Below are 24,746 nucleotides of genomic sequence, written 5' to 3'. Positions count from 1 at the left end.
CGCGCCGCGCTCCCGTCACCGGGGGCGCGGCGCGGTGCGTTCGTCGCATGAGGCAGGCTGGTTCCCGCACGCCACGAAATGTGAACGTAACAAAGCAGACGGGAATGAAGCCTGGTGACCTTGCACGAGAGCCTCGGAACGATCTACGACGAAGTGCTCCACCGGAACCCCGGGGAGACCGAGTTCCACCAAGCCGTGCGCGAGGTGCTGGACAGTCTCGGACCCGTCGTCACCAAGCATCCGGCCTACACCGACGCGGCGGTCATCCGTCGCCTGTGTGAGCCGGAGCGCCAGATCATCTTCCGCGTCCCGTGGGTCGACGACCAGAACAACGTGCAGATCAACCGCGGCTTCCGGGTGGAGTTCAACTCGGCGCTCGGCCCGTTCAAGGGCGGCCTGCGGTTCCACCCGAGCGTCTACCTCGGCATCGTCAAGTTCCTCGGCTTCGAGCAGATCTTCAAGAACTCCCTCACCGGGATGCCGATCGGCGGCGGCAAGGGCGGCTCGGACTTCGATCCCAAGGGTCGCTCCGAGGGCGAGATCATGCGTTTCTGCCAGGCCTTCATGACCGAGCTGTACCGCCACATCGGCGAGTACACCGACGTCCCGGCGGGCGACATCGGCGTGGGCGGCCGCGAGATCGGCTACCTCTTCGGCCAGTACAAGCGGATCACCAACCGCTACGAGTCCGGAGTCCTGACGGGCAAGGGCATCACGTGGGGCGGCTCGCTCGTGCGCACCGAGGCCACGGGCTACGGCACCGTGTTCTTCGCCCAGGAGATCCTGCGCTCGCGCGGCGAGTCGTTCGACGGCAAGCGCGTCGTCGTCTCCGGTTCGGGCAACGTGGCCACGTACGCCATCGAGAAGCTCCAGCAGCTCGGCGCGATCGTGGTGGCGTGCTCCGACTCCAGCGGCTTCGTCGTGGACGAGCAGGGCATCGACCTCGAGCTGCTCAAGGAGGTCAAGGAGGTCCAGCGCGGCCGCATCTGCGACTACGTCGACCAGCGCGAGTCCGCGGAGCTCGGCCAGGGCTCCATCTGGAGCGTCCCGTGCGACATCGCCCTGCCGTGCGCCACGCAGAACGAGCTCGACGACAAGGACGCCGCCGTCCTCGCGCAGAACGGCTGCACGATCGTGGCCGAGGGCGCCAACATGCCGTGCACGCCCGACGCCGTGCGCCTGTTCTCCGAGGCCGGCATCACGTTCGCCCCCGGCAAGGCCGCCAACGCCGGCGGCGTCGCGACCAGCGCGCTGGAGATGCAGCAGAACGCCTCGCGCGACCGGTGGTCGTTCGAGTACACCGAGGAGCGCCTCGCCGAGACGATGCGCGGCATCCACGACCGCTGCCTCGAGACCGCCGACGAGTACGACGCCCCCGGCAACTACGCCGCGGGCGCCAACATCGCCGGGTTCACCCAGGTGGCCGACGCGATGCTCGCCCTCGGCGTCATCTGACACCGGAAGCGACGCGAGGCGTCGCGCGCGCTCCCGAGGGAGCGTGCGCGACGCCTCGTCTCACGTCTGCGGCACCCGGGTCACCCTGTGCCGAAGGAACGGTCGCGTCAGGTCGCCTTGCGGCGGAACTCCGGCTGCTCGATCGGCTTGGAGGCGCCGTGCGACTTCTCGCTGCCGTCGTGCTCGGCGCCTTCGGCCGTGGCGTGATGACGCTCGTTCTTCTTGTCGAGCGCCTCGCGGAACTTGGCCTTCATCTCTTCGGGATCGGTCACTGCGGCCTCCTCAGGTTGATTCCAACGTAGCCCGCCGGGCGGGTCTGCGCGCCGTCAGCCTCGCCCCTGGTCCCAGCCCCAGCGGTGCCTCGGCTTGCCGACGTCACCCTTGCGGTAGTCGCACACGCCGTCGGGGAACACCTGCTCGAGGCGCGTCAGCTCCTCGCGGCTGGGACGCCACGATCCGTAGAGCCCGGCCCGCGCCGCCTTCGAGACCGGCTGGAGGGCGCACTTCCAGATCCCGCCCTCGTACGGCGCGCCGGCGACCCGGCGCGAGCTCGAGTAGACCGGGAACCGCTCGGTGCACTCCCCCGCCGCCCTGGAGTCGATGATCCCGCTCCAGACCTTCGACCCGGCGGCGATCACGTCGCCCGAGGTCGTGAAGCAGGAGTCCACCGCACGGGCCGGCTTGTTGCCCGAGACGCCGCGGCGCGGGTTCCTCGCGATGTTCGCCATCCACTCGTCGATCACTTCGAACGCGCGCAGCGTCGGGTCGTAGTCCTGGGCCGGACGGGCGTCGGCGAACCAGATCACCTGGTTCGAGGCGTCGCCGTCGACGTTCAGCATGCGCTGGCGGACCGCGAAGGACTGCTGGGTGTTGTGCATGTCCAGCTCGTCCTCCAGGTACGGGCGCAGGTCGATGATCGGGATGTCGATGTCGCCCTGGAACTGCATGCCCGACGTGTAGGCGGCGCGGATCGCCTTCAGGTCGCCCTCGCGCCGCGGCGCGGGGGTCGTGCCGTCGGGGCTGAGGTTCATGTTCCGCGAGCTCCACGGGTCGAAGTTCTGCGGCGTCGTGGGGCCGTCGAACGGGGCACCCTCGGGCACCATGTCGCGCGACTCCTTCCAGCTGCCGACCTTGGCGTTCAGGTCGAGGAACTCCGCCGGGGTGATGACGCCGTCCTTCAACGCCTTGAGCCCGTACTGGACGCCCACGTTGTCCCACGGCACCCGCGCGTAGCCGTCGGGCCCGGTGCCGTAGATGTTCACCAGGTCGGCGAAGTGCGTCCACTGGACGCCCTCGGTGCCCTGCGCCAGCTTGTCGAGGTCGTCCACGTCGGTGAACGTGGGGTTCAGGGCCAGCGGCGTGAGGCCGAACCAGCCGGGCTTGCACTCCATCAGCGGCGGTGCCGCCGAGCCGGGCGCCCGGTCCATGACCTGGTAGCCCAGCGCCTGCATCGCCCCGTACAGCTGGTTCCACTGCGCGATCTCGCCCGCCGAGAGGTTCTTCGGCTCCTTGGTGCCGTTCAGGCCGATGATCGCCTGCCGAACCTCGGGGTCCTTCCACTTGGGGTTGGTGCGGTCGGTGGCGTCGAAGTAGTACTCCAGCAGCTCGCAGTCGCCCACGTGGATGACCTGCGTGACCATGTCGGGGTAGGAGTACTGCGGGATCGCCGCATCGATGATCCCCGGGTGGTTCTGCGCGTACACGTACTGCTGGATCGCGCCGCCCGAGCCGCCGACGGCCACGGTGTAGTCGGGCACGCCGTACGTCTCGACGGCACGCTCCTTCAGCATCAGTGCGGTCTCGCCGCCGAGCTGCAGGTTGTAGTGCGTGCTCGTGCGGGTGCCGCTGGACCACATCACGCCGTAGCCCTGGCCGAGCAGGTCCGCGGGCAGCATCGCGCTGTCGCTCGTGGTGCCCTGCGTGTGGCCGATGGCCACACCGCCCTGGAAGCTGAAGACCAGGCGGCGGTTCCACAGAGCGGTGTCGGGGCGCTCCGGGTCGGCATCGCCCACAGGAGCCAGCGCGGCGATGCTGTAGACGAACCGGTTCACGGTGCCGCGCTCCCAGCGCACGACGTAGGGAACCTTCTTGCCGGCCTTCGTCGTGGTCGTGGCGGTGTCCGACGGCGGATTCGCGGGATCGTCGAGCCAGTGGAACCGATCGTCGGTGGTGGACCGGTAGACGTAGCCGATGCGGCGCTCGGCAGCGCAGTTCGCGCTCCAGCCCACCGTCTCGGCCGCGGCGGTCGGGTAGCCGCGGCCGTCCTGCGGGTAGTCGCCGTTCGCGTCCTCGCGAGCCACCGCGATGCCCTGGCGGTCCTGGTTGTCCACGATCGGCTGGCCGAGGATCTTGCGTCCGTCGAAGCGCCCGCGCGCCGTGGTGCACACGAACGGCTGCTGCTGCGGGCCGGAGAACATCGGACCGGACGCCGGGTGGTTGGTCACCGTGAGCGAGGCCGCGCGGGCCGCGGGCCGGGCGCCCCGGCGCACCTCGGCGCGCAGTGTGGTCCTGCCGGTGCGCAGGTCGCCGACCAGCCCCACCAAGGTGCGGTCGGCGGTGACGGCGAAGGCGTCGGTGACGTTCGTCGCGCCGGCACGGATCACGACGTCGGCAGGCCTCACCTGCCGCGGCACGGTGACCTCGACCAAGGCATCGCCCGCGGACACCTGGTTCGGCGCACTGGACAGCACCTCGATCCGCAGGGAGCTGCCGTGGCGCGGCGATCCGGCCTCGGCGGCCACCGTGGCGCCGGCGACGAGCGCCAGCCCGGCGGTGCCGACGAGGAGGACGAGACGAAGGGGACGACGCTGCTGGGGACGACGCTGATGGTGACGCATGCCTGGCTCCCAAAGGACTGCCCGAGATCCGATTCGAGCACCCTACTGTGACCTACGTCACATTGTCACGCCTCGGCGGACGCCGGTCCCTCGCCCCGCTCCTCGCGGGCCTCCCGGTACGCGGGAGCACGGAGACGGCTCACCCACTCGTAGTTGGGCAGGCCGGGCAGCGGCCGGCGCACCGGGTCGAAGGACGGCTCCACGTCCGTCTCCCTGAGCAGCCGCAGCACCGCGAACGCCACCCAGGCACCCTGCCCCTCGGCCCGCAGCAGGACCCACTGGCCCTCCCCCGTCGGAGCGGCGGCGAGCAGGAGGGGCCCCTCGGGTCCCTTGTAGGGCAGCAGCGTCGTGGACAGGTGCCAGCCCGACGACCTCACCGGCCGGAGCAGGAAGCGGGTGAGCGGGCCGATGCCCGTGCTGGCCAGCAGGACGTCCGCGTCGCCCTGCTCGGGCAGCCGGATCGCGAGCCCCTGGAGGTCGGGCCAGCCGTGCGGCAGCCCGATCGCGGCGGACACCCGGACGATCGCCCGCTCGGTGCCGGGCTCGTCCAGCCAGGGCACGCCCGTGGGCAGCAGGGTGCCGCTGCGGGTCAGCTCCGCCTCCCAGACCGTGCCGCGAGGGTGGAGCGGCTTGGGTGCCCTCCGGACGAGGGCGAGTGCGTGGGTGGCCCCTTCGAGCACGGCACCACCGGCCCGGGCGGCGATGCTGGGGACGGCGCTCAGCAGTCGGCTCATGCGTGATCCTCGATCAGGGGTGCAGCGGCGGCATCGTGCTGCCGGCGCGCTCGGGCAGGCCCGAGAGGAGGGCGTCGACGGCGTCGTAGCCCGAGTGCTCCGGCGTCCAGCCGAGCTCGGTGCGGGCCCGCTCCGTGGACATCAGCGGCACGTGCATCAGGGCCCCCAACAGGCTGCCCGGCACGGGAAGGGCGTGGATCCGCCAGGCCGCCCCGAGCGCCGCCTGCGCGAGCCGGGCGGGCACCTCGACGGTGCGCGCCCCGAAGAGCTCGCACAGCTCGTCCCGGCGGAGCACGCCCTCGCCGGCGAGGTTGAAGGCGCCGCTGACCGGCCGCTCCGCGGCCGCCCGGATCGCCCGGCCGACGTCACCGGCGTGGATCGCCTGGAGCCGCAGTCCGGCGGGCAGCGGGAGGATCGGGATGCGCTTGCGATCCAGCAGTGACGGCCGGGCGAGCGCCCCGCCGAAGATGCGCCGCTGCTCGCTGGCGGCCGAGCGCTGGAAGACGAACGCGGGCCGCAAACGGACGACGCTCACGTCGGCATGGCGGCCCTCGAAGCCGTCGAGCGTGCGCTCGACGTAGGCCTTCTCGCGGCAGTAGGTCGCCTCGGAGGCGCCGTCGGTCGACCACGTCTCGTCCACCGGCGTGTCGTGCTCGACCGGCGAGTACGACGCGACCGAGGACGCGCAGATCACCTTCGGCACGCCCACCTCGGCCACGGCGTCGAGCACCCGACGGGTGCCCACCGCGTTCGTGGCCCACGTGACGTCCTGGCGGTGGGTGGGCTGGAACTTCCAGGCGAGGTGCACCACGGCGTCGGCACCCGTGAAGACCGTCGTGAGGTCGTCGTGCGACACGTCCGCGGCGTGCCAGCGCACGGACGCCGCGCCGGCATCGTCGAGGTCGGGGAGGCGTCGGGCCACGGCTGTGAGCTCGTGGTCGCCTCCGGCGGACAGTTCTCGCAGGGCCGCGGATCCGATGTTCCCGCTGGCGCCGGTGATGACGATCCTCATGTGCTGCAGGTACCCCGGCGGTCCCGTCTCACACCCGGACCCAGTCGTCGCCGACGCGCTCGACCAGGCCGCGCTCCTCGAACTGCTCGAGCCAGCCGGTCATCGGCCAGCGTCCCCAGCGGCGGCGGAAGAGCCGGCCGTTGCGCAGGATGTCGTCGAGGTGGCCCACCGGGGGCCGCTGGACGGGGTGGTGCTGGTGGAAGGCACGCGCTCCCCCGGTCCACCCGATGCCGACGCCGGCCGCGGCGGCGCACTGGGCGAAGTCGGTGTCCTCCCCTCCGTACCCGGCGTACCCCTCGTGGAAGCCGCCGATCCATCGCCAGGCGTCGCGGTGCAGCGCGAAGGAGAGCGACCAGAAGAGGTCGGGGTCGCCGCCGGCGAGGCGCTCACCGGGTGCCGGCGCGGGTCGCGCGGGGTGAGGACTGTCCCACGCCCCGAGATCGGTGACGCGGTACCCGCCCGGAGGGGGCGGGGGCAGGTACGTGACCGGGCCGCACCACAGGGTGTCCGGCTCACTCGTCACCGCGTCGGCGTAGTCCTCGACGAGCCGCGGCGACACGAGGCAGTCGACGTCGAGGAAGACGAGCACCTCGGCGCCCGCGTCGATCGCCGCGGTGGCACCGGCGTTCCGGGCTGCGGCGAGCGGCAGCCCGTCCGGGTGCCGCGGCACCGAGACGGTGAGCGGCTCCGGCGGAGCGATGGTCGTCCACGCCAGCACCTCGGGGTCGTCCATCGCGACGAGCACCCGGTCGTCGGGCCGGCGGGTGCTGAGCGCGAGGGAGTCGTCCTGCAGGCGCAGGTGGTCGTGCCGGCCGTGCACGACCGTGATGACCGCGACCGACGTCATCGCGCCGCCTGCGCGCCGACGACCTCGCCGACGAGCGCCGCGAAGCGCTCGGGCGCGCGTCCGTCGCACCACCGCGACCAGCGGGAGCCGTCGAGGGCCGAGGCTCGCTCCAGCCGGTCGGCCCATCCGGTCGCCGGGAACTCGGGCTCCACCACCACGGGCCACGGTCCGGCGGCCAGGGCGCGCGCGGTGGTGCGCTGCTCGTCGTGGGGTCGGTCGGCCAGGATCACGACGGCGGGCCGGCGCGCGGCGGCCACCTCGGCGATCGCGTTCTGACCCGCGTGCGTCACCACGACGTCGGCGTCGCAGATCGACGTGAAGGGGTCGGCGAGCCACGGGCCATCCCCGCCCAGCACCTCCCACTCCCAGCCGGGCGTCTGCGCCCGCGCCGCGGCGAGGTCCGCGTCCGTGACGCCCCCGCCACCGCGTCCGCCGAGCACCACGACGCGTCGCATCCGACCGCTGCGCGCCACCGCTGACTCGCGGACGGGGAATCGCGAGACGGCCCCGATCCGGTGCAGCCGCTGGTCGACGCCCCGCACCATGCCCTCGACCTCCTCGGGCCAGAAGGCGACGAGGGCACTCGACGCGGCCTGGCCGAGCCGGTGCGCCCGGTCGCCGCGGTCTCCCGGGAGGACCACGGAGATCACGGGGACGCCGTGCAGGCGCGCCAGCAGCGCCACCTCCACGGAGACGTCGCTCACGAGGGCCGCCGGCTGCGCGTCGGCGATCCACGCCGAGATCGCCGCCATGCGCGAGCGGAGCCCCGGCTCGCCCAGCGGCGCCCAGTGCAGGTGGTCACCGGCGGTGTCGCCCGGCTCGTCGGCCCACTGGTCGTCACGCTCCAGCTCGATCCACTCCCCCGTCCACGCCGTCGGTCGCGGCAGCGAGGACAGTCCCGTGACCGGGACGTCGAGCGCCGCAGCCAGCGCGGTCGCGCGGTGGAGGTGACCGCTGCCCTGGTGGTGGACGTAGTAGCCGATCATGCGGCGGCCATCGGGGTCGTCACCCGGCGGTAGAGGTCCTCGTACCGGTCCACCATGACCGAGATCGAGCACCGCTCCACGGCGAACTGGCGCACGCGAGCGCGGTCGACCCCCACGGCCACGCGCATCGCGCGGGCCAGCGCCGCGACGTCACCCGGGGCGGCGAGGGCGCCGACGGAGTCGTCGACGAACTCGGGCAGCGCACCGCGGTCGAACGCGGCCACGGGCGTGCCGCAGGCCATCGCCTCGGCGGCGACGAGTCCGTAGGGCTCGTCCCACGTCGGCGTCACGACCGCCACGCGAGCGCGCCCGACGGCGTCACGGAGCTGCTCGTGGGTGAGGTGTCCGAGGTAGCGGACGTCACCGCCGAGCCGCGGACCGATCTGCGTCCGGAAGTACTCTCCGTCCAGGCAGGGCCCGGCGAGATCGAGCGGCATCCCGGCCTCGCGCGCGGCGTCGATCGCCAAGTGCGGTCCCTTCTCGGGGACGAGCCTGCCGAACCAGATCGCCGATCCGCCACCCGGCCCGGGTCGCCACCGTTCGACGTCGACCCCGTTCGGGATCGTGACGCTGCGGACGACGTGCGACCACGCCTGCGCGGTGAAGCGGCTCACCGCGACGAAGGTGCTGTCGCCCGCGGCGTACTCCAGCGCGGACTCCAGCCACGGCACCGGCGGGGTGTGCAGCGACGTCACCATCGGCACGTCCAGCATCGACGACATCGCCACCGGCAGGTGGTGGAGACTGTTGTTGTGCACGACGTCGAAGTGGTGCGCGTTGCGGGCGAGGTCGAGCATCAGCCCGAGGTAGGCGTGGTGCTCGTTCATCCACGACTGCGGCGACGTGTCGACGTCCGGCCGGTTGAACACGGTGGAGCGCAGCGCCTGCACTGGGAGCTCGCGGGTCTGCAGGCCCGGGTCCGATCCCGGTGCCGCGAACAGCGAGACCTCGTGCCCGCGGTCGGTCAGCTGTCGCGCCAACGCGTGGGTGTGCGCCTCGAGTCCGCCGGCGAACGGCTCGCGGATCGGGAACCTGCTCGAGGCGATGACGCAGATGCGCAGGCCCGTCATGCGAGCAACCCCCGGTAGAGCCGCGCGTGGGCCTGCGACACCGCGACCCGCTGGGCGCGTCGCTGCTCCACGTCGGCACCGTGGTCGGGCCGGGCAGCGTGGGCGAAGGCGATCGCGTCCCCCAGCGACTCGGCGTCGAAGTGGGACTCGTCGAACCCGTAGCTCAGCACCGGCCCCTGGTCGGCGTAGTGCCCGCACGTCGGGGCCACCACGGTGGTGCCCAGGTCGCGACACGCCTCGAGCCAGCCGGAGTGCGTCCCGAACCGGTACGGCAGGACCGCCGCGTCGAGGCTCGCGAGGTACTCCCACAGCTGCGGGTCGGGCAGGAAGTCGTGCACCCGCAGGTCGATCCGTCCCGCGGCCGCCTTCTGCTCCAGCCAGGCCGCCAGCTCGGGTGCCCGGCGGGCGCCGTCGGGGTCGAGCACGTCACGATGCCCGTTGACCTGCAGGACTCCGCCTGGCAGGTCGGCGACGACTCGGTCGAGAACCTCCAGCACGGGGAAGGGATCCATGCTCTCGCGCAGGCTCTTGATGTGGACGCCCACACGGAACTCGTCCGTCGGCCGCAGCGCGCGCTCCCGTCGCAGCCGCTCCATCGTGTCCAGCTCGACCACGTGGGGGTGCGGCACCACCAGCGCCTCGCGACCCCATCGCCGTGCGATCTCGGCGGCGGCGCCCTCGGTCAGGGTGACCACCGCGTCGGCCGCGGCCATCAGGACCCCGACCTGCTCGTCGTGCAGCTCACGGGTGGGGTGGTGCGGGTTGCGCAGGTCGTGCGCCGTCAGCACGAGCGGCTTGCCGCGATCGCGCAGCACGCGGACGAGCTGCCGGAGCTCCTCCGGCGAGCACGCGTCGAAGCCGAACTGGACGTGGAACACGTCGAAGTCGGCCTCCGCCGCCCACTCGGGGCGCAGCATCACGGGTGGCCACCACGTGCTGGTGGTGGACCGCGACGGCTCGTTCGGATCGGGGTCGGGCAGGTGCTCGAACGGGCTGGGGCCGGCGGGCGGACGCAGGTGCCGGACGTACACGTGCGTCGACGGCACGGAGGCGACCCGGATCGGGCGCTCGGGGGCGTCCGCCGAGCCACCGGACCACGGACGAGCGTCCGTGATCCGGCGCGATGAGACAGGGAATCCGGGGGGCACGGTTCTCCTCCAGCTCAGGAGACCGAGGCGGGGAAACGTTCCCAGACTCGATGCGAAGCCATCAGCTCCTGCACCTGGGCGAGCACCGTTGAGGCGTCCTCGCCGACGACCACTCCGGTCAACCCTCCACTGTAGCCTGCGGCCTCGAGTGCAGTCGTTCCGTCGCCCCAGGCGCCGATCACCTTCGCGTGGCGCCACAGCTCGTCGAGCATCAGCTGCACCCGCGGGTCCAGCGCCGGGCCACCGTGCGCCCCGGCCTTGTCGTCGCGAGCGGCGACCGCGTCGGGCGCCGGCTTCGGGTGACCCGCCAGCAAGAGCGCGTCGAACTCGACCGAGCGTGCCGTCGCGAACGTGCGCTGCACCGTGAGGGGACCGACCTTGCCGCCGTGGGGTCCGACGACGAGCGGGACCGCACCGGCCGCGAAGATGGCCGCGCGCAGCGCCTCGACGCCGCCGAGCTCGCCGTCGGGATCGACCACGATGCCGATCATCCGGCCGTCGGCCGGCCAGGTGCCGCCCACCTGCGAGAGGGCGGGGCTGGGCGTCTCCGGCGTCAGCTCGACCGTCGGCTCGGGGGCCGGCATGCCGAGCGCCGTGGCAACCTCCTGGCACAGCACCGGGTCGATGTTGGCCAGGTGCTGGAGCTGGCGGGCCTTGATGGCTTCCTCGTAGCACTTGCCCAGCTCGAACGAGTAGGCCCGGATGATGTGCTCCTTCTCGACCGGGCTCATGCTCGCCCAGAACAGCCGCACCTGGCTGAAGTGGTCGTCGAAGGTGGCCGGGTTGGCGCGCACCTTCGTCGACTCGGTGATCTTCACGGGCGTGTCCTCGAACGCGCGGTCGTCGGCACCGGCGAAGAACGGGCAGCCGCCGTCGAGCGAGTTCGGCTTGTACGGGGCGACGCCGGCATGGACCGCGTGCTGGTGGAACCCGTCACGGAACATGTCGTTCACCGGTGCGTGCGGCCGGTTGACCGGGATCTGCGAGAAGTTGGGTCCACCCAGACGCGTGATCTGCGTGTCGATGTACGAGAACAGGCGCGCCTGGAGCAGCGGGTCGTCGGTGACGTCGATGCCGGGCGGCAGGTGGCCGGGGTGGAACGCGACCTGCTCGGTCTCGGCGAAGAAGTTCGTCGGGTTGGCGTTGAGAGTCAGTCTTCCGATCGGCTGCACGGGCGCGAGCTCCTCGGGGACGATCTTCGTCGGGTCGAGCAGGTCGATCCCGGCGAACTCCTGCTCGGGGTTGTCCTCGAACACCTGGATGCCGAGCTCCCACTCGGGGAAGGCGCCGGCCTCGATCGCGTCGGCGAGGTCCCGTCGGTGGAAGTCGGGGTCGATGCCGTTGATGAGCTGGGCCTCCTCCCACGTGAGGGAGTGCACGCCGAGCTTCGGCTTCCAGTGGAACTTCACCAGCGAGGTGCCGCCCTCGGCGTTGACCATCCGGAAGGTGTGGACGCCGAAGCCCTCCATCATCCGGTAGGAGCGCGGGATGCCGCGATCGGACATGTTCCAGATCGTGTGGTGCTGCGCCTCGGTGTGCAGCGAGACGAAGTCCCAGAACGTGTCGTGCGCGCTCTGGGCCTGCGGGATCTCGCGATCCGGGTGCGGCTTGCCGGCGTGGATCACGTCGGGGAACTTGATGCCGTCCTGGATGAAGAACACCGGGATGTTGTTCGCGACGAGGTCGAACGTGCCCTCCTCGGTGTAGAACTTCGTGGCGAACCCTCGGGTGTCGCGGACGGTGTCGGCCGAGCCTCGCGAGCCCAGCACCGTGGAGAAGCGGGTGAACACCGGCGTCGTGACGCCCTCCTGGAGGAACGCCGCGTGCGTGACGTCGGCCGCGGTGCCGTAGCCCTCGAAGATGCCGTGCGCACCGGCGCCGCGCGCGTGGACGACGCGCTCGGGGATGCGCTCGTGGTCGAAGTGCGTGATCTTCTCGCGGAAGTGGTGGTCCTGCATGAGGATCGGGCCACGCGGGCCGGCCTTCAGCGAGTGGTCGCTGTCGCGCAGTCGCGCGCCCTGCGACGTGGTCAGGAAGGCACCCTGCTGGGTGCGCACGTCCTCGGGAGCACCGGAGGGGGCGCCGGTGGCCGACCGGGTGTCCGGGGAGCTCTGGTCGCCCTTCGGCGGGAGCGGCTCGCGGGGCTCGGTGGGCTCGTCGAAGCTGGTCGGGTGGGGGCCGGGTCGGCCCGGGATGTCGGGGGTGGCGAGCTCGGCGGCCTTGTCCAGCGCCTTCTCCGCCGTGGTCTCGACGGCATCCTTGATGTTCTTCGCAGCCTTGCTGGGGTCCATGCAGTCTCCTAGAAGTCGGCGGGTGCCCGTGAGGTACCCGCCTGCGCCCGGACCAATCCCCCGCGCGCTCAATCCCCGCGCGCGCGAGTGAAGACCTCGACGCCGGGGTACCTCAGCGCCATGACGACTGATCCGCGCGAATCGCACCAGGACTCCGAACGCCCGGACGAGGGCCAGGACGACGGCGGGACGGTGAGCGAGACGGCGGCCAACCCGACGCCTCCTGACACCGACACGACGACCTCCGAGGACGTCCACGACATGCCCCAGAGCCCCACGCGGCCCGACGTGGCCGAGCAGGACGGCGCTCCCGACTGAGGTGACGTGGGTCACCGCGGCTCTCCTCTCGTGCCCTTCCCCGGACTGGGCTACCGTCACGCCCACGTTCCCGGCGGCAAGGCCGTGCCGGCCCGTCGAGAGGACACCATGAGCCACGACCACCCCACGGAATCCGCTCACGGGGAGGCCGTCCTGCACGAGCTCGCTCCCCAGCACCGTCGGCTGTACCGGGCCATCCCCGACGTCTACCGCGGGTACGGCGAGCTCTCGAAGGCGGCCTTCGCCGACGGCGAGCTCGATCGTGCGGCCAAGGAGCTCATCGCCCTGGCGATCGGCGTGGCCGAGGGCTGCGACGGGTGCATCGCCACGCACGGCCAGGCCGCGGCCGGGGCTGGCGCCACCCGCCAGCAGGCCGCCGAGGCCATCGGCGTGGCGATCGCCATGCGCGGAGGTCCGGGGACCGTCCACGGGGCCCGCGCCTACGAGGCGTTCTGCGAGTTCGCGGACGCGGTCGAGGCGCAGGACGGCGCCGTGTGACCTCCCTCGCGGTTTCGCGCCGGTCCCCACGGGGTACGTGCCCGGCGTGAATCGCGTGGGCATCGAGGAGGAGCTGTTCGTCGTCGACGACCGGGGGCACGTCGTTCCCGAGTCCGAGGCGGTGGTCCGGGCACACCGCCGACTCGGTCCGGACGAGCAGCTCGACCATGAGCTGTTCCTCCAGCAGATCGAGCTGCAGACGGGCCCGCACGAGGACCCCGACGGGCTCCGGGAGGACCTCGTCGCCCAGCGCTCGTCGGCGGTCGCGGCCGCCAGGGCCGTGGGACTGAACGCCGTCGCGGTGCCGGTGGACGTGCTCGGCGGCAGCGAGCCGCGCCCCACGCCCGAGTCGCGCTACGCCCGGATGATGGCCCGCTACGGGGAGATCGGCCGCAACGGCATGACGTGCGGCATGCACGTCCACGTGGAGGTCGCGGACGAGGACGCGATCCACGTCGTCGACGCGCTCCGGCCCTGGACGCCCCTGCTGACCGCGCTCTCGGCGAACGCCCCGTTCTTCCACGGCCGCGACACGCACCACGCCAGCTGGCGCGGGCACCTGTGGGACACGTGGCCCACCGCCGGACCGGTCGAGACCTTCGGCGACCTCGAGACCTACCGTGCGGTCGTGGCGCAGCTGATCGAGTCGGGAGCCGCCCTCGACGAGCACATGCTCTACCTCGACGCGCGCATCGCCGAGCGGTTCCCGACCGTGGAGGTACGCGTGGCCGACGCGTGCACCGACGTGGAGGACGCGCTGCTCGTCGCGGAGGTGACACGTGGCCTCGTCACGACCCTGGCCAAGGAGCCGACGGAGCCGGCGCCGTGGCGCCTCGAGACGCTGAAGGCGGCCCGCTGGCGCGCACGCCACGACGGCCTCGGCGGCACTCTCTTCGACCCCGTCACGCGCGCGTTCGTCCCGGCCGAGCAGGCCCTCGACTCCCTCGTGAAGACCATCGGGGCCTCCCTCGACGAGGCCGGCACCCGCGACCGGGTCACCGACGGGATCCACCGGCTCCTCACCCGGGGCACCGGCGCCGACCGCCAGCGCGCCGTGGCCGGTGACTCCCTCGACCTCGCCGCCGTAATGGCCGATCTGATCCGCCGCACCGACCCCCACCACGAGGAGGAAGTGTCATGACGTGCTCCGTCATCCAGTGGACGATCGATGCCCACGACATCGAGCTGATGGCCGACTTCTGGTCGGAGGCGCTGGGCTACCACATCGAGACCGACGACAACGGCGAAGGGACGTGCCACCTGCTGCCGCCCGCCGCGGCGCCGCGTGGAGCCCCGACCGTGTGGATCCAGCACGCCGGTGACCCGAAGACCACGAAGAACCGCGCCCACCCCGACCTGCGCGTCAACCACGGCGAGGTGGACGCCGAGGTCGACCGGCTCGTCTCCCTCGGGGCCAGCCACGCCGACGTGGGCCAGTCCCCCGACGACCCCTACGTCGTGCTGCGCGACCCCGAGGGCAACGAGTTCTGCGTCCTGCGGTGATTCCGCAGCCCCGGATCAGGGCTTGAAGAGCACCTTGATCGTCGAGTCGGTCTTGTCCTGGAAGTTCTTGTAGGCCGCCGGCGCCTCGTCGAGCGGGACGCGATGGGTGGCGAAGTCGGCCAGGCCGAGCGGATCCGAGGAGTCCTCTGCCAGCGGCTTCACCTGGTTCACCCAGCGCCGCACGTTCGCCTGGCCCATGTGCAGCTGGACCTGCTTGTCGAACAGCGTCTGCATCGGGATCGGGTCGATCGTGCCGGCGTAGACGCCGCTCAGCGAGATGATTCCGCCCCGGCGCACGGCGTCGATCGCGAGGTGCAGCGCACCGAGCCGGTCGACGGCCACGGTGGTCATCGCCTTGCGCGCGAGGAAGTCGGGCAGGAAGCCGACGGCGGTCTGGCCGGCCTGTGCCACGGGCGAGCCGTGCGCCTCCATGCCCACGGCGTCGATCACGCCGTCCGCTCCACGTCCTCCGGTGGCCTCACGCACGACCTCGGCCACGTCGACCTTCGTCACGTCGTACGTCTCGGCACCCCGGGCGGCCGTGCGGGCGAGCCGCTCGGGCACGAGGTCGGCGCCGATGACCCGCGCGCCACGGTGCAGCGCGAGGCGTGCGGCCATGTCGCCGATGGGACCGAGGCCGATCACGAGCAGCGTGTCGCCCTCCCCCACGGCCGAGTACTCGAGCGCCTGGAACGCGGTCGGCAGCACGTCCGAGAGGTACACGAAGTGCTCGTCGTCGAGGTCGGACTCGATCTTGATCGGCCCGTAGTCGGCGTGCGGCACACGCAGCAGCTCGGCCTGACCGCCGGGCACCGCGCCGTAGAGGCTGGAGTAGCCGAACAGCGACGCACCCATCCCGGTGTCGCGGTTCTGCGTGACCTCGCACTGGGTCTGCAGGTCGCGGGTGCACATCCAGCACGATCCGCACGCGATCTGGAACGGCACGACGACGCGGTCGCCCACCTCGAGGTTCGTGATGCCGCTGCCGACGGCGACGACCCGGCCCATCGGCTCGTGACCGAGGATGTCGCCGGGCGTCATGAACGGTCCGAGCACCTCGTACAGGTGCAGGTCGGAGCCGCACAGGCCGGTGGTGGTCACCTCGATGATCGCGTCGGTGTCGTCCTGGATCGTCGGATCCGGCACCGTCTCGACTCGCACGTCGCGCTTGCCCTGCCAGGTCACAGCCTTCATGTCCCCACCTCACTGTCGATGTCGTGGTCCGTGGGAGATGTACCCGCCTCCTGCGGTGCTACACGTCCCGCGCCGCTCAGCGGTCGGAGGTCTCGACGAAGAACGAGAACTTGCCGTCCTGCTCCAGCACGGCCCACTTCACGTCGTCGAGGCGCTCGATGCCCTCCTGACGGGCGGCCGCCAGCACGTCGGCGGTGTTGAGCCGCTCGATCCGCAGGGTCTCCTCGATGAGCTCGCCGTCGCGGATCAGCAGCACGGGCACACCCTCGAAGACCTTCCGTCTCGACGGCAGCCGCCACGAGATCCACGAGACGACGACGGTCAGCAGCGCGAAGGTCGAGACCGCCACGACGGCACCCGTGATCGAGGTGTCCTCGGCGATCACGGCCTCGGCGACGAGGTCGCCCATCACCACGAGGATCACGAAGTCGAACGCGGAGAGCTCGCTCAGCTCGCGCTTGCCGACGACCCGCATCACGATCCAGATCAGCAGGAAGACGACCGCGGCACTCAGGACGATGTTCACGGCAGCACCCACGTCCGGGTGTCGACTGACAGCTCGTCGGCCCCACTGGCGACGCGCACCTCGAACGAGAGCGGGCCGAGGTCGGCCCGGGTGGGCAGGCGGCCGGCGAACTGGACCGAGAAGTCTCCGCCCGGCGGCGCCGCGAACCGCAGGCGCACCGCGTCGCCGGCCGAGGTCTGGACGAGCGGCTCGGGCGTCATGCCCTCGAGGCCCAGCCGGTCGATGACCGCCACCGGGACCTCGATCACCACCGCGGTCCCGGGCTCCACGTCCTCGACCTCCACCATCAGCCCCGACTCCGCCCCGGACCGAGCGAGCTGGGGGTAGGTGACGGTCAGCCGGCCGGTCGCGTCGGTGACGGTGGACTCGCGCGGGCCGAGCCAGCCCAGGCAGCTCATCGCGACGACGAGCGTCAGCAGGACGAGGCCGAGTCGCCGCCACCGCCGGGCCCCGCGTGCCTCACGCGGTCCGGCCACCCCCTCCAGCGTCGGAACCTGCATCTCGGGCGCGTCGGCCACGATCCACCTCCCGGGTCGATTCGCCCGTCACGCTAGCCCCGAAGGGGTTCCACCGCCTCCGGAGCCCTCGGGTACGCAAGACCCGTGCCGCTGCGCCGCGCGCCCTCGCTCGGCTCGTGGGCCTGGACCCGGCCGTCCGGCATGACGTGGTGGACGGGCACGCCGTGGACGAGCATCGCGGCGTCGGAGACCAGCCGGCGGTGGCACCGCCACCACACGAACTCCGAGCACATGACGGCCGTGACGGCGCTCTCGGCACGGGCGAGCGCGTCACGCAGCCCAGCGTCGAACTCCGCCGTGCGCGTGTGCGCGGCGTAGGCGCGGAACGCCTCGACGCGCCACCACGCATCGGCGTCACCAGCCTCCGCAGGCACGCGGCGGCGGCCGCCGAGCCGCTCCTCCCAGACGTACGCGACTCCCTCCCCGGGCAGCCAGTCCGCGAGCGCGTCACGGGAGACGTCGGGGTTGCGCCGACTGCCGGGGAAGCGCCGCACGTCCACCAGCACCTCGATGCCGGCGTCGTGGAGCCGTCGCGTGAGGTCGGCCCGGTCCGACGTGCCGTGGCCGATCGTCAGCAGCCGCGGCGCGGCCGCCCCGGTCACTCGAACGCCGGGTGCTTGGTGGCGACCTCGCGCACCTCGTTCAGGTGGGCGCCGAGGTACCCGCCCCCGGCCGCGACCGCCGCTCCGGCTAGCGCGAGGTTTCGGCCCTTCGCGTCCTGCCCGCGGCGTCGTGCACGCCAGGACGCCGCGTAGGCCACGACGGCGGCGACGTTCGCCACCGCATGGACCACGCCCACCCGCCGCTCGGGCCGGCGCGAGATCCCGCCCCACTCGGCCCACCCGGTGACGGCCGTGGGGATCGCGGACAGCACGCCGAGGCCCACCAGCCGTCGCGCGGCCGGTCGGGCCTCGTCACCACCGACGAGGTCCAGGACGGACGCCGACGTCCAGAAGCCCAGCGGCAGGTCCGTCAACAGCGGATGGATCGCGTGACCGAGCCAGTCGCCCTGGAGCAGGCGACGGCGGCCCTCCGTCCCGATCAGCCGTCCCGCTACCGGGCTGAGCGCCCGGACGGCGGGGTCGAGCACACGGGCACCCTCGATCCGCTCGGTCACCCGGACGGCGAGCCGTGCGGAGTGCTTCGAGGCCGCCATCAGAGCTTCGGCCCCCGACCGGGGTTGAAGCCCGCGTCGCCGCGTCCTACGCCACGGCCACCGGCTAAGACCCCACCGACCAGCGCGGCGGCGGTCTGCATCGGGGTCGAGGTCATCGGTGATCTCGTGGTCATGATGAGTTCCTTTCGGTGTTGCGTACACCTGTTCGGTACCCGTTCGGCGACGTCGCATTCACGCTCGCCGCGTAGGTCGGGGCCTGTTGTTGCAGCACCAGGTGCTGGATCCGGTCGTCCTCGCGCTGCCGGCGGTCGTGGGCACCTGGGTGGCGACGCGGGTACTGCGTCGGCTCGTGCGCCGCTGATCAGTCGCCGACGAAGATGCAGAACGGGTGCCCCTCGGGGTCCGCGAAGACGTAGAGCGGCTCGTCCGGGTCGTCCGTGCGATCGAGGATGATCGTGGCGCCCAGCCCCTCGGCGCGAGCGCGCTGACGCTCGAGCTCCTTCGTGTCGGGCACGCAGGTGTCGAGGTGCAGCTGCATCGGCACGTCGGGGTCCGGCCACGTGGTCGCCTTCAGCTCCTCGGCCTGCTGGAACGCCAGGCCGTGCCCACCGTCGGTGCCGCGGAGGACGAGCCAGTCGACCTCGTCCTCGTCACCCTCGGCCGGCGGCTCGTCACCTGGCCGGTACTCGAGCCCGAAGAGCTCGCGGTAGAACTCGGCCGTCCGCCGCACGTCGGTGGCGTCGATGACCGTCTGCAGGATCCGGGGATACGCGCTCATGCCGACAGGTACCCACAGCAAGGGCCGGTCAGGCAAGCCGCTCCCGGCCGAAGGTTGTACCGGTTCGGCCCATATCGGGGCCAAACCGGCTCAAGATTCGATCGCAGCCCGGCTGGCCTATCCTCCACGTGTGCCGGACCAAGCCCTCGAGCTCAGCTTCGAGCCCTCCTCCGCGGGCGCCGTCCTGGCGCAGTGGGAGGCGCTCAGGGCCGCCGGGATCCCGTCGCAGGCGGACCACCGGTCGATGACCAACGCACCGCACGTCACCCTCGTGGCGGCGGTCGAGGTCGAGGCCGCTGCCGTGTCGACGGCGCGCGAGGCGATCGCTCCCCTCCTGCCCGCGCGGATCGAGGTGCGAGGGCTGGTCCTCTTCGGCCAGGGACCTCGTGTGACCATCGCCCACCTCGTCGAGCCGAACGCGTCCCTGGCGGCCGCCGCCGAGCGGATTCGCGCGCTGGTGCCGGCCCTGCGTCACCCCGTCTGGACTCCCCACGTGACGCTGGCGCGACGCGTCCCACGGCGCCTGCTGCCCGAGGCGCTCGAGGTGCTCCAGTCCACCGCGACCCCGCGCGACCTGGTTGCCGACCGGCTCCGCTGGTGGGACCCGGCACAGGACCTCATCGAGGACGTCGCGGTCGCCCGGCCGTCCTCATGACAGGGTTCGTGATCCGGCTGCGACCTACGCTGGCCGGGTGCTCACGAACCGGTCGGCACCGCACGCCCGAGTGACCCCTGTCCTGATCGTGGCCGACGTCCGCGCGGCCGTGGCCTGGTACGGCGAGGTCCTCGGCTTCGTCGAGCACGTCCGGATCGGCGAGGGGCACCGCGCGCAGCTGGGCCTGCCCGACGGGCCCGCCGCAGAGCTCGTCGTCGCCGAGGTGCGTCCTGGGCGGCGGACGCCGCTGCCCCAGACCTCCCACCAGGTGATGTTCAAGGTCGCCGACGTGGCAGAGGTCGTCGAGAGAGCCCTGGCGCGCGGCGCCCGCCTGGTCGATGAGATGCACGACTGGGAGTACGGCGAGCGCCAAGCCGCCATCGAGGATCCCTTCGGTCATCAGTGGGTGCTCAACCAGACCCTGCGCGACGTCGACCCCCCGGAATGGGGCGGAACCACCGTCACCCCGCGGCCCTCTTCCTCCTAGTGGTCGCCACGGCGTCCCAGGTGTCGCAGGAAGAACCCGATCGAGGCGTCCGCCTCGAACGCCGGGACCCCGGTGTGCCCGCCGAGGTTGGCGTGCAGCGTCTTCTCGGCCGAGCCGAACGCGTCGAAGAGGTCCAGCGCGAGTTGGCGGTCGTTGCCGGCGTCGTCCCACTGCAGCAGGACGTGCAACGGGATGGTGACCCGCCCGGCCTCCTCGAACATCGAGCGGGGCACGTAGCTGCCGGCGAACAGCAGGGCGGCCGCGATGCGCGGCTCGACGACCGCGAGTCGGACGCCGATGGCGATCACTCCCCCGGAGAACCCCACCGGGCCGTCGTCGATCTCGGGCAGCGACAGTGCAGCGTCCAGCGCCGCCTGCCATTCCGGCACCGCCAGCTCCACCAGCGGCAGGACGAGAGCGTCGACGATGCCGTCGACGGGCTCCCCGGCTGCGAGGGCCGCACGCAGGTCGGCGCGCGCTTCCTCGAGGGCCGGCACGCGGGGTCGGTCACCGCCTCCGGGCAGCTCGACGGAGAGGGTGGCGAGCCCGTGCTGCGCCGCGTGGGCGGCCCGGCTCAGCAGCCGGGGATACATACCGTCCAAGCCGCCCGGATGGCCGGCGAGGATCAACGGTGCCGGCGTGGAACCGGGCGTCCAGAGGATGCCGGGGATCTCGCCGAGCGTGAAGTGGCGTTCGAGGATGTCGCCGTCGAGACGGCGTTCGGAGTGGAAGTGCATGGTCGTGCCTTTCGGGAGTGCACCTGACGGCGCTCCCGGGACGACCTATCGCCCGACCGTGACTCCGGAGGAGAGCACCCACGTCGCTTCGTTCACGGGTACCACCTCCTCTGCTCCTGCACGGACTCCAGCAGCCTAGCCACGGATCGACCTCGGGAACAGCGCTCAGGCGTCGGCCCGCAGGACCATGCCCACCGAGTGAGGAGCACTGTCGACGAAGCCGTGCCGCTCGTAGAGCCGCCGGCCCGGCGGATCGGCCATGAGGGACACGTAGGCGCCCGGCGGGGCGTCGCGGCGGATCACGTCGAGCAGGTGGGTGAGGACGCAGTCGCCGAGGCCGCGTCGCTGGTGCTCGGGCAGCACCGCCATGTCGACGACGTGGAAGTACCAGCCACCGTCGCCGATGACCCGTCCCATCGCCACGGTGCGGCCGCTGGGGACGTGCCTCACGTGGCAGGCCGCCCAGCCGCCCGCCAGGGCAGGACGCGCCTGCTCCGGCGACTTCGGACTCAGGCCCGAGGCCCGGCGCAGGTGCAGGTAGTCGGCCTCCGCCGGCACCTCGGCCAGCAGCTCGTACTCGTCGCTCACGCTCCCACCCTGCCATCGGCGGCGCGAACACCGTCGCCACCGTCGGCCCGGACGGCTAGCGTGCGGAGCATGCCCATCAAACTCGAGAACGTCGCCATCGCGGTCCGCGACCTCGACGCCACGATCGCCTTCTTCACCGACCTGGGGCTCACCGTCCTGGGGCGCGACACGGTGAGCGGGGAATGGACCGACACCGCGGTCGGGCTCGACGGGAACCACGCGAAGATCGCCATGCTGCAGACGCCCGACGGCCACGGCCGACTCGAGCTCTTCGAATACATCCATCCCGACGCGATCGAGACCGAGCCGACGCTCCCGAACGAGATCGGCATGCACCGGGTGGCCTTCTCGGTCGACGACCTCGACGAGGCCCTCGAGATCGCCGCACGGCACGGCTGCCACCCGTTGCGCGGCGTGGCGACCTACGAGGACATCTACCGGCTCACCTACGTTCGGGGGCCCAGCGGCATCATCGTGATGCTCGCGCAGGAGCTCAAGCCGGCCGGCTGAGGGGCCGGGCTCAGTCGAACAGCTCGCCCAGCCAGTGGCTCTTCTTCTTGCCGCTGTAGCGACGGTCGTCGTAGCGACGGTCGCGGTCGTCATAGCCGGGGCGCGACGCGTAGCGGTCGTCGCGCGGCGGAGCGGCCGCGGGAGCGGGCGGGACCGAGCGCGACGCCTCGGACTCCGCGCGATCGATGATCTTGTCGAGCTCGCCGCGGTCGAGCCACACGCCCCGGCACTCGGGGCAGTAGTCGATCTCCACGCCGGAGCGCTCGCTCATCACCAGGGTCGTCGAGTCATTGGGGCACTTCATCGGGATCCTCCTCGGCACGGACAACTGTGTGCTCAGCGTAGGTTCGACCGCCCAACCGAGCGCCCTCAGCGCGGCGCGAGGGCGAGGCGGAGGTGCGTGGCACCGCCCAGGTCCTCGACCGCGCGCTGCCGCAGACCGACCGGAGCAGGCAGCAGCGGAGTGCCACCACCGAGGACGACCGGCGCGACGAAGAGGTCCAGCTCGTCGAGCTGCCCGGCCTCGACCAGCTCGTGCACGATCGACAGCGATCCCCAGACCAGGACGACGCCGTCCGTGCCGTCGTGGAACGAGCGCAGGTGCGCCGAGGCGTCCGGCACGACGCGGGCGGGTGCGAACCCTCCCCACGGTGCCGCGTCGAGCGACCGCGAGCACACGACCTTCGGGATCGCGTTGACCCGCTCGGCGATCGGGTCGTCGGCCCCGGGCCAGTACTGGACGAACAGGTCGTAGGTCCGGCGTCCGAGCAGGACGTGGTCCACCCGGTCGAGCAGCTCGAGGTTCCAGCGCTGACTCGCGGCGTCGGCCTCCGGCGGAACGGCGGCGAAGATCTCGCCCTCCCCCGACGGCCCTGCCGCGTAGCCGTCGAGCGACGTCCACTCCTGGGCGATGACATGCATCCGCGCCTCCTCCGGTCGTTCGCTCGAGCCTGCCACGCGCCTCAGACGAGCCGCTGCGACAGCCGCTCGCCGATCTCGTCCAGCACCCGCAGCTGGGTGGGATTGAGGTGGCTGGCCCCGTGCTCGTCGAGCAGGCTCTCGGCCGTCCCGAGGTCGAGCGGCGTCGTGAGGTCGAGGTCGCCCACCGTGGCGACCACCGCCTCGACGGACTCGCTCACCAGCCGCTCGAGCTCGGCCGCCGGCGTCGACGCGTCGATCACGTCGAACTGCTCGTAGAGCGTGCCGAACGCCGCCACCGCTGCGGGCTCGGCGAACCGGTCGTAGAGGTCCTCGATCAGCCGCGACGCCTCCTCTCCACCGAGGTGCGCGAGCAGCAGCATCTGCTCCCGCTCCAGCCTCGCCATGCGCGGCGGCACGCCGACCGCGGACGCGAGCGCCATGCGGACGCCCAGCTCGGGCGGCAGGTCGGGCGCGACGCCTCCAGCGCGCAGCGCGGCGACGACCGACCGCTGTGCCGTCAGCCGGTCGATCTGCGCTGCGAGCTCCTCGTCGAGGGACTCCAGCCTCGCGTCGTGGTCGGCGTCGTCGTCCAGTGGCAGGTCCTGCAGTGCGAAACCGAGGTCGGCCAGCCGCTTGATGCGCAGGACGCGCACGAGATGACCGACGTCGTACTCGCGATAGCCGTTGGGGCTGCGCGGGGGCTCCTCGAGGATGCCGATCTGGTGGTAGTGCCGGATCGTCCGCACCGTCACGCCCGCGAGCTCGGCGAGCTCCCCGCTACGCATCGATGGTCTCCGGTTCGGTCGGCTCGAGGTCGCGCAGCGCGGGGCCCGCGACCGCGGCGACCGATGTCACGACCCACAGTGCCACGAAGCCGAGCGCGGCCGCGGTGAGGCTGACGTGCTCGATCACGACCGCGGCGAGCAGGATCGCCGCGGGGGCCGCCGCCGTCACGAGGGCGTTCTGGGTGCCCATCACCCGGCCGAGCGCGGTCTCCGGGACGCCGCTGACCGTCAGCAGGCCGAGCAGTGCCCCGCACAGTCCGCTGCCGAGTCCCAGGACGAAGCCCGCGGTGAAGACCAGCCACGTCGCCGGCAGCAGGCCGAGCACGGCGAAGCCGAGCGACGCCACGGAGAGACCAGTGACGAGCCAGGCGCGCCGAGTGAACCGCTGGGCCAGCACGACGTAGACCGCACTGCCGACGAGCAGGCCCGCCGCGATCGAGGTCAGGACGAACCCGAGCAGTCCGGGCCGGTCGATGAGCGTGAAGTGCACCGGCAGGATGAGCGCCTGGAACGCCGACAGCACCATGACCGAGAACAGCATCAGTCCGGTGACCATCGCGATGAGGCGGGTCCGGGTCAGGAGTCGCCAGCCCTCGACGAACTCCTCCCAGGCGCCCCGCGGTGCCGTGGTGGGCACGTCCTCGATGGTCCCGACGCCCCGGGGAAGGCCGAGTGTCAGCAACGCGGCGAGCAGTGAGGTGCCGGCGGTGATCCACAGGACCGTCGACCCCTCGAACAGGGTCATGAGCAGGCCCGCGACGGCCGGCCCGATCAGCAGCGAGATGCTGCCGAGCGACTCGCGCAGCCCGATGAGCCGCTCCAGGGAGAGCCGCGACTCCCGCGCGATCCCCGGCAGCAGCGCCTCGCGGGCCGTCATGCCCGGGACGTCGCCGAGCGAGCCGATGATCCCGAACAGGACGAACCAGCCGACCTCGAGCCCGACCAGCCCGTCGACGATCGGCAGCGCCGCGACCGCGGCGGCCGAGACGAGGTCCGTGACCACCGAGGAGGTCACCCGGTTGATCCGGTCGATGGCGACGCCCATGAACAGACCCGCCAGCACGGCGGGCACCGCGGTCGCCGCGGCCACCCAGCCCGCCGACATCGCGCTGCCGGTGGCCTGGAGAACGATGAGCGGCAGCGCGATGGCGGCGATCGAGTTGCCGAGGACCGAGACGACGTAGGAGCCGAGGTAGAGCGCTGGTGTCCGCATGGCTCCAGTCCAGACCGT

Annotated in this window: 29 protein-coding genes; 8 read left to right on the top strand and 21 right to left on the bottom strand. The window is 72.0% G+C overall.

Going from position 1 to position 24,746, the window contains the following annotated elements:
- Positions 1-120: 120 nt before the first annotated feature.
- Entirely contained in the window at positions 121-1,455 is a 1,335-nt protein-coding gene (gene gdhA, locus ACY1JX_RS14430) for an NADP-specific glutamate dehydrogenase (RefSeq protein WP_286930128.1), read from the top strand.
- Between the two features lie 107 nt (positions 1,456-1,562).
- Here the strand turns inward: gdhA and ACY1JX_RS14425 are convergent, their stop codons facing one another.
- The 9 genes from ACY1JX_RS14425 to ACY1JX_RS14385 form a co-directional block, all read right to left on the bottom strand.
- Positions 1,563-1,727, bottom strand: coding sequence for a DUF5302 domain-containing protein (locus ACY1JX_RS14425; RefSeq protein WP_286930063.1), 165 nt, complete (start codon positions 1,725-1,727; stop codon positions 1,563-1,565).
- Positions 1,728-1,781: 54 nt separating this feature from the next.
- Positions 1,782-4,292, bottom strand: a complete 2,511-nt coding sequence (locus tag ACY1JX_RS14420; RefSeq protein WP_286930061.1) for a DUF6351 family protein — start codon at positions 4,290-4,292, stop codon at positions 1,782-1,784.
- 65 nt (positions 4,293-4,357) lie between these two features.
- Entirely contained in the window at positions 4,358-5,026 is a 669-nt protein-coding gene (locus tag ACY1JX_RS14415) for a hypothetical protein (protein ID WP_286930059.1), read from the bottom strand.
- Between the two features lie 13 nt (positions 5,027-5,039).
- On the bottom strand, positions 5,040-6,038 hold the full coding sequence (locus ACY1JX_RS14410) for an NAD-dependent epimerase/dehydratase family protein (RefSeq protein WP_286930058.1): 999 nt from the start codon (positions 6,036-6,038) through the stop codon (positions 5,040-5,042).
- 28 nt (positions 6,039-6,066) lie between these two features.
- Positions 6,067-6,885, bottom strand: a complete 819-nt coding sequence (locus ACY1JX_RS14405; RefSeq protein WP_286930056.1) for a glycosyltransferase family 2 protein — start codon at positions 6,883-6,885, stop codon at positions 6,067-6,069.
- Positions 6,882-7,871: a glycosyltransferase gene (locus ACY1JX_RS14400; RefSeq protein ID WP_462564402.1), complete on the bottom strand. Its 990-nt coding sequence runs from the start codon at positions 7,869-7,871 to the stop codon at positions 6,882-6,884. The genes ACY1JX_RS14405 and ACY1JX_RS14400 overlap by 4 nt, the downstream gene beginning before the upstream one ends.
- Positions 7,868-8,941, bottom strand: coding sequence for a glycosyltransferase family 4 protein (locus ACY1JX_RS14395; protein WP_286930053.1), 1,074 nt, complete (start codon positions 8,939-8,941; stop codon positions 7,868-7,870). The genes ACY1JX_RS14400 and ACY1JX_RS14395 overlap by 4 nt, the downstream gene beginning before the upstream one ends.
- A complete protein-coding gene (locus ACY1JX_RS14390) occupies positions 8,938-10,089 on the bottom strand; it encodes a glycosyltransferase family protein (protein WP_286930052.1) in 1,152 nt (383 codons plus the stop codon). The genes ACY1JX_RS14395 and ACY1JX_RS14390 overlap by 4 nt, the downstream gene beginning before the upstream one ends.
- 14 nt (positions 10,090-10,103) lie before the next feature.
- A complete protein-coding gene (locus ACY1JX_RS14385; protein ID WP_286930051.1) occupies positions 10,104-12,380 on the bottom strand; it encodes a catalase in 2,277 nt (758 codons plus the stop codon).
- A gap of 120 nt (positions 12,381-12,500) precedes the next feature.
- Here ACY1JX_RS14385 and ACY1JX_RS14380 point away from each other — a divergent pair, with 120 nt between their 5' ends.
- Genes ACY1JX_RS14380 through ACY1JX_RS14365 form a run of 4 tightly spaced genes read left to right on the top strand, consistent with a single transcriptional unit; the run spans position 12,501 to position 14,699 of the window.
- Positions 12,501-12,698: a hypothetical protein gene (locus ACY1JX_RS14380; protein WP_181756477.1), complete on the top strand. Its 198-nt coding sequence runs from the start codon at positions 12,501-12,503 to the stop codon at positions 12,696-12,698.
- Positions 12,699-12,704: 6 nt separating this feature from the next.
- Entirely contained in the window at positions 12,705-13,196 is a 492-nt protein-coding gene (locus tag ACY1JX_RS14375; RefSeq protein WP_462564401.1) for a carboxymuconolactone decarboxylase family protein, read from the top strand.
- A gap of 46 nt (positions 13,197-13,242) precedes the next feature.
- Positions 13,243-14,337 carry a carboxylate-amine ligase gene (locus ACY1JX_RS14370; protein WP_286930044.1) on the top strand — a complete coding sequence of 365 codons (1,095 nt, stop codon included), beginning with the start codon at positions 13,243-13,245 and terminating at the stop codon, positions 14,335-14,337.
- Positions 14,334-14,699 (top strand): VOC family protein, encoded by a 366-nt coding sequence (locus ACY1JX_RS14365; protein ID WP_286930042.1) that lies wholly within the window; start codon positions 14,334-14,336, stop codon positions 14,697-14,699. The genes ACY1JX_RS14370 and ACY1JX_RS14365 overlap by 4 nt, the downstream gene beginning before the upstream one ends.
- A gap of 15 nt (positions 14,700-14,714) precedes the next feature.
- On the opposite strand, the gene ACY1JX_RS14360 is transcribed toward ACY1JX_RS14365, so the two are convergent.
- The 6 genes from ACY1JX_RS14360 to ACY1JX_RS14335 all read right to left on the bottom strand — a co-directional run bounded on the left by ACY1JX_RS14360 (position 14,715) and on the right by ACY1JX_RS14335 (position 18,832).
- Positions 14,715-15,893: an alcohol dehydrogenase catalytic domain-containing protein gene (locus ACY1JX_RS14360; protein ID WP_181756473.1), complete on the bottom strand. Its 1,179-nt coding sequence runs from the start codon at positions 15,891-15,893 to the stop codon at positions 14,715-14,717.
- Positions 15,894-15,969: 76 nt separating this feature from the next.
- Positions 15,970-16,419 carry a DUF421 domain-containing protein gene (locus tag ACY1JX_RS14355; RefSeq protein WP_181756472.1) on the bottom strand — a complete coding sequence of 150 codons (450 nt, stop codon included), beginning with the start codon at positions 16,417-16,419 and terminating at the stop codon, positions 15,970-15,972.
- Positions 16,416-16,937 carry a hypothetical protein gene (locus ACY1JX_RS14350; protein ID WP_286930038.1) on the bottom strand — a complete coding sequence of 174 codons (522 nt, stop codon included), beginning with the start codon at positions 16,935-16,937 and terminating at the stop codon, positions 16,416-16,418. The genes ACY1JX_RS14355 and ACY1JX_RS14350 overlap by 4 nt, the downstream gene beginning before the upstream one ends.
- Positions 16,938-16,969: 32 nt before the next feature.
- Positions 16,970-17,539 carry a DUF488 domain-containing protein gene (locus tag ACY1JX_RS14345; protein WP_286930036.1) on the bottom strand — a complete coding sequence of 190 codons (570 nt, stop codon included), beginning with the start codon at positions 17,537-17,539 and terminating at the stop codon, positions 16,970-16,972.
- Complete coding sequence (locus ACY1JX_RS14340; RefSeq protein WP_286930034.1) at positions 17,536-18,093, bottom strand: DUF2231 domain-containing protein; 558 nt, start codon at positions 18,091-18,093, stop codon at positions 17,536-17,538. Before ACY1JX_RS14340 ends, ACY1JX_RS14345 begins: the two co-directional genes overlap by 4 nt.
- A gap of 322 nt (positions 18,094-18,415) precedes the next feature.
- Positions 18,416-18,832, bottom strand: a complete 417-nt coding sequence (locus tag ACY1JX_RS14335) for a VOC family protein (RefSeq protein WP_286930033.1) — start codon at positions 18,830-18,832, stop codon at positions 18,416-18,418.
- A 130-nt stretch (positions 18,833-18,962) separates the two neighbouring features.
- On the opposite strand from ACY1JX_RS14335, the gene ACY1JX_RS14330 reads away from it, so the two are divergent.
- Both ACY1JX_RS14330 and ACY1JX_RS14325 read left to right on the top strand, forming a co-directional pair.
- A complete protein-coding gene (locus tag ACY1JX_RS14330) occupies positions 18,963-19,487 on the top strand; it encodes a 2'-5' RNA ligase family protein (protein ID WP_286930031.1) in 525 nt (174 codons plus the stop codon).
- A gap of 37 nt (positions 19,488-19,524) precedes the next feature.
- Positions 19,525-19,974, top strand: a complete 450-nt coding sequence (locus ACY1JX_RS14325; protein ID WP_286930029.1) for a VOC family protein — start codon at positions 19,525-19,527, stop codon at positions 19,972-19,974.
- Here the strand turns inward: ACY1JX_RS14325 and ACY1JX_RS14320 are convergent.
- On the bottom strand, positions 19,971-20,711 hold the full coding sequence (locus ACY1JX_RS14320; protein WP_462564400.1) for a dienelactone hydrolase family protein: 741 nt from the start codon (positions 20,709-20,711) through the stop codon (positions 19,971-19,973). The two genes, ACY1JX_RS14325 and ACY1JX_RS14320, sit on opposite strands and share 4 nt — an antisense overlap.
- A 165-nt stretch (positions 20,712-20,876) precedes the next feature.
- On the bottom strand, positions 20,877-21,299 hold the full coding sequence (locus ACY1JX_RS14315; protein WP_462564399.1) for a GNAT family N-acetyltransferase: 423 nt from the start codon (positions 21,297-21,299) through the stop codon (positions 20,877-20,879).
- Between the two features lie 69 nt (positions 21,300-21,368).
- Here ACY1JX_RS14315 and ACY1JX_RS14310 point away from each other — a divergent pair, with 69 nt between their 5' ends.
- Complete coding sequence (locus ACY1JX_RS14310; RefSeq protein ID WP_181756458.1) at positions 21,369-21,809, top strand: VOC family protein; 441 nt, start codon at positions 21,369-21,371, stop codon at positions 21,807-21,809.
- Positions 21,810-21,819: 10 nt separating this feature from the next.
- Here ACY1JX_RS14310 and ACY1JX_RS14305 read toward each other — a convergent pair whose 3' ends face one another.
- The 4 genes from ACY1JX_RS14305 to ACY1JX_RS14290 form a co-directional block, all read right to left on the bottom strand.
- Positions 21,820-22,113, bottom strand: a complete 294-nt coding sequence (locus ACY1JX_RS14305; RefSeq protein WP_286930020.1) for a TFIIB-type zinc ribbon-containing protein — start codon at positions 22,111-22,113, stop codon at positions 21,820-21,822.
- A 65-nt stretch (positions 22,114-22,178) separates the two neighbouring features.
- Entirely contained in the window at positions 22,179-22,730 is a 552-nt protein-coding gene (locus ACY1JX_RS14300) for a dihydrofolate reductase family protein (protein ID WP_462564398.1), read from the bottom strand.
- 41 nt (positions 22,731-22,771) lie between these two features.
- A complete protein-coding gene (locus tag ACY1JX_RS14295; RefSeq protein ID WP_286930016.1) occupies positions 22,772-23,515 on the bottom strand; it encodes a MerR family transcriptional regulator in 744 nt (247 codons plus the stop codon).
- A complete protein-coding gene (locus ACY1JX_RS14290; protein ID WP_286930014.1) occupies positions 23,508-24,728 on the bottom strand; it encodes an MFS transporter in 1,221 nt (406 codons plus the stop codon). The genes ACY1JX_RS14295 and ACY1JX_RS14290 overlap by 8 nt, the downstream gene beginning before the upstream one ends.
- Between the last annotated feature and the right edge of the window lie 18 nt (positions 24,729-24,746).

Source organism: Aeromicrobium sp. JP4 (genome assembly GCF_054957925.1).
The sequence above is the reverse complement of the archived record's forward strand: the minus strand, read 5'-3'. Positions and strand labels throughout refer to the sequence as shown.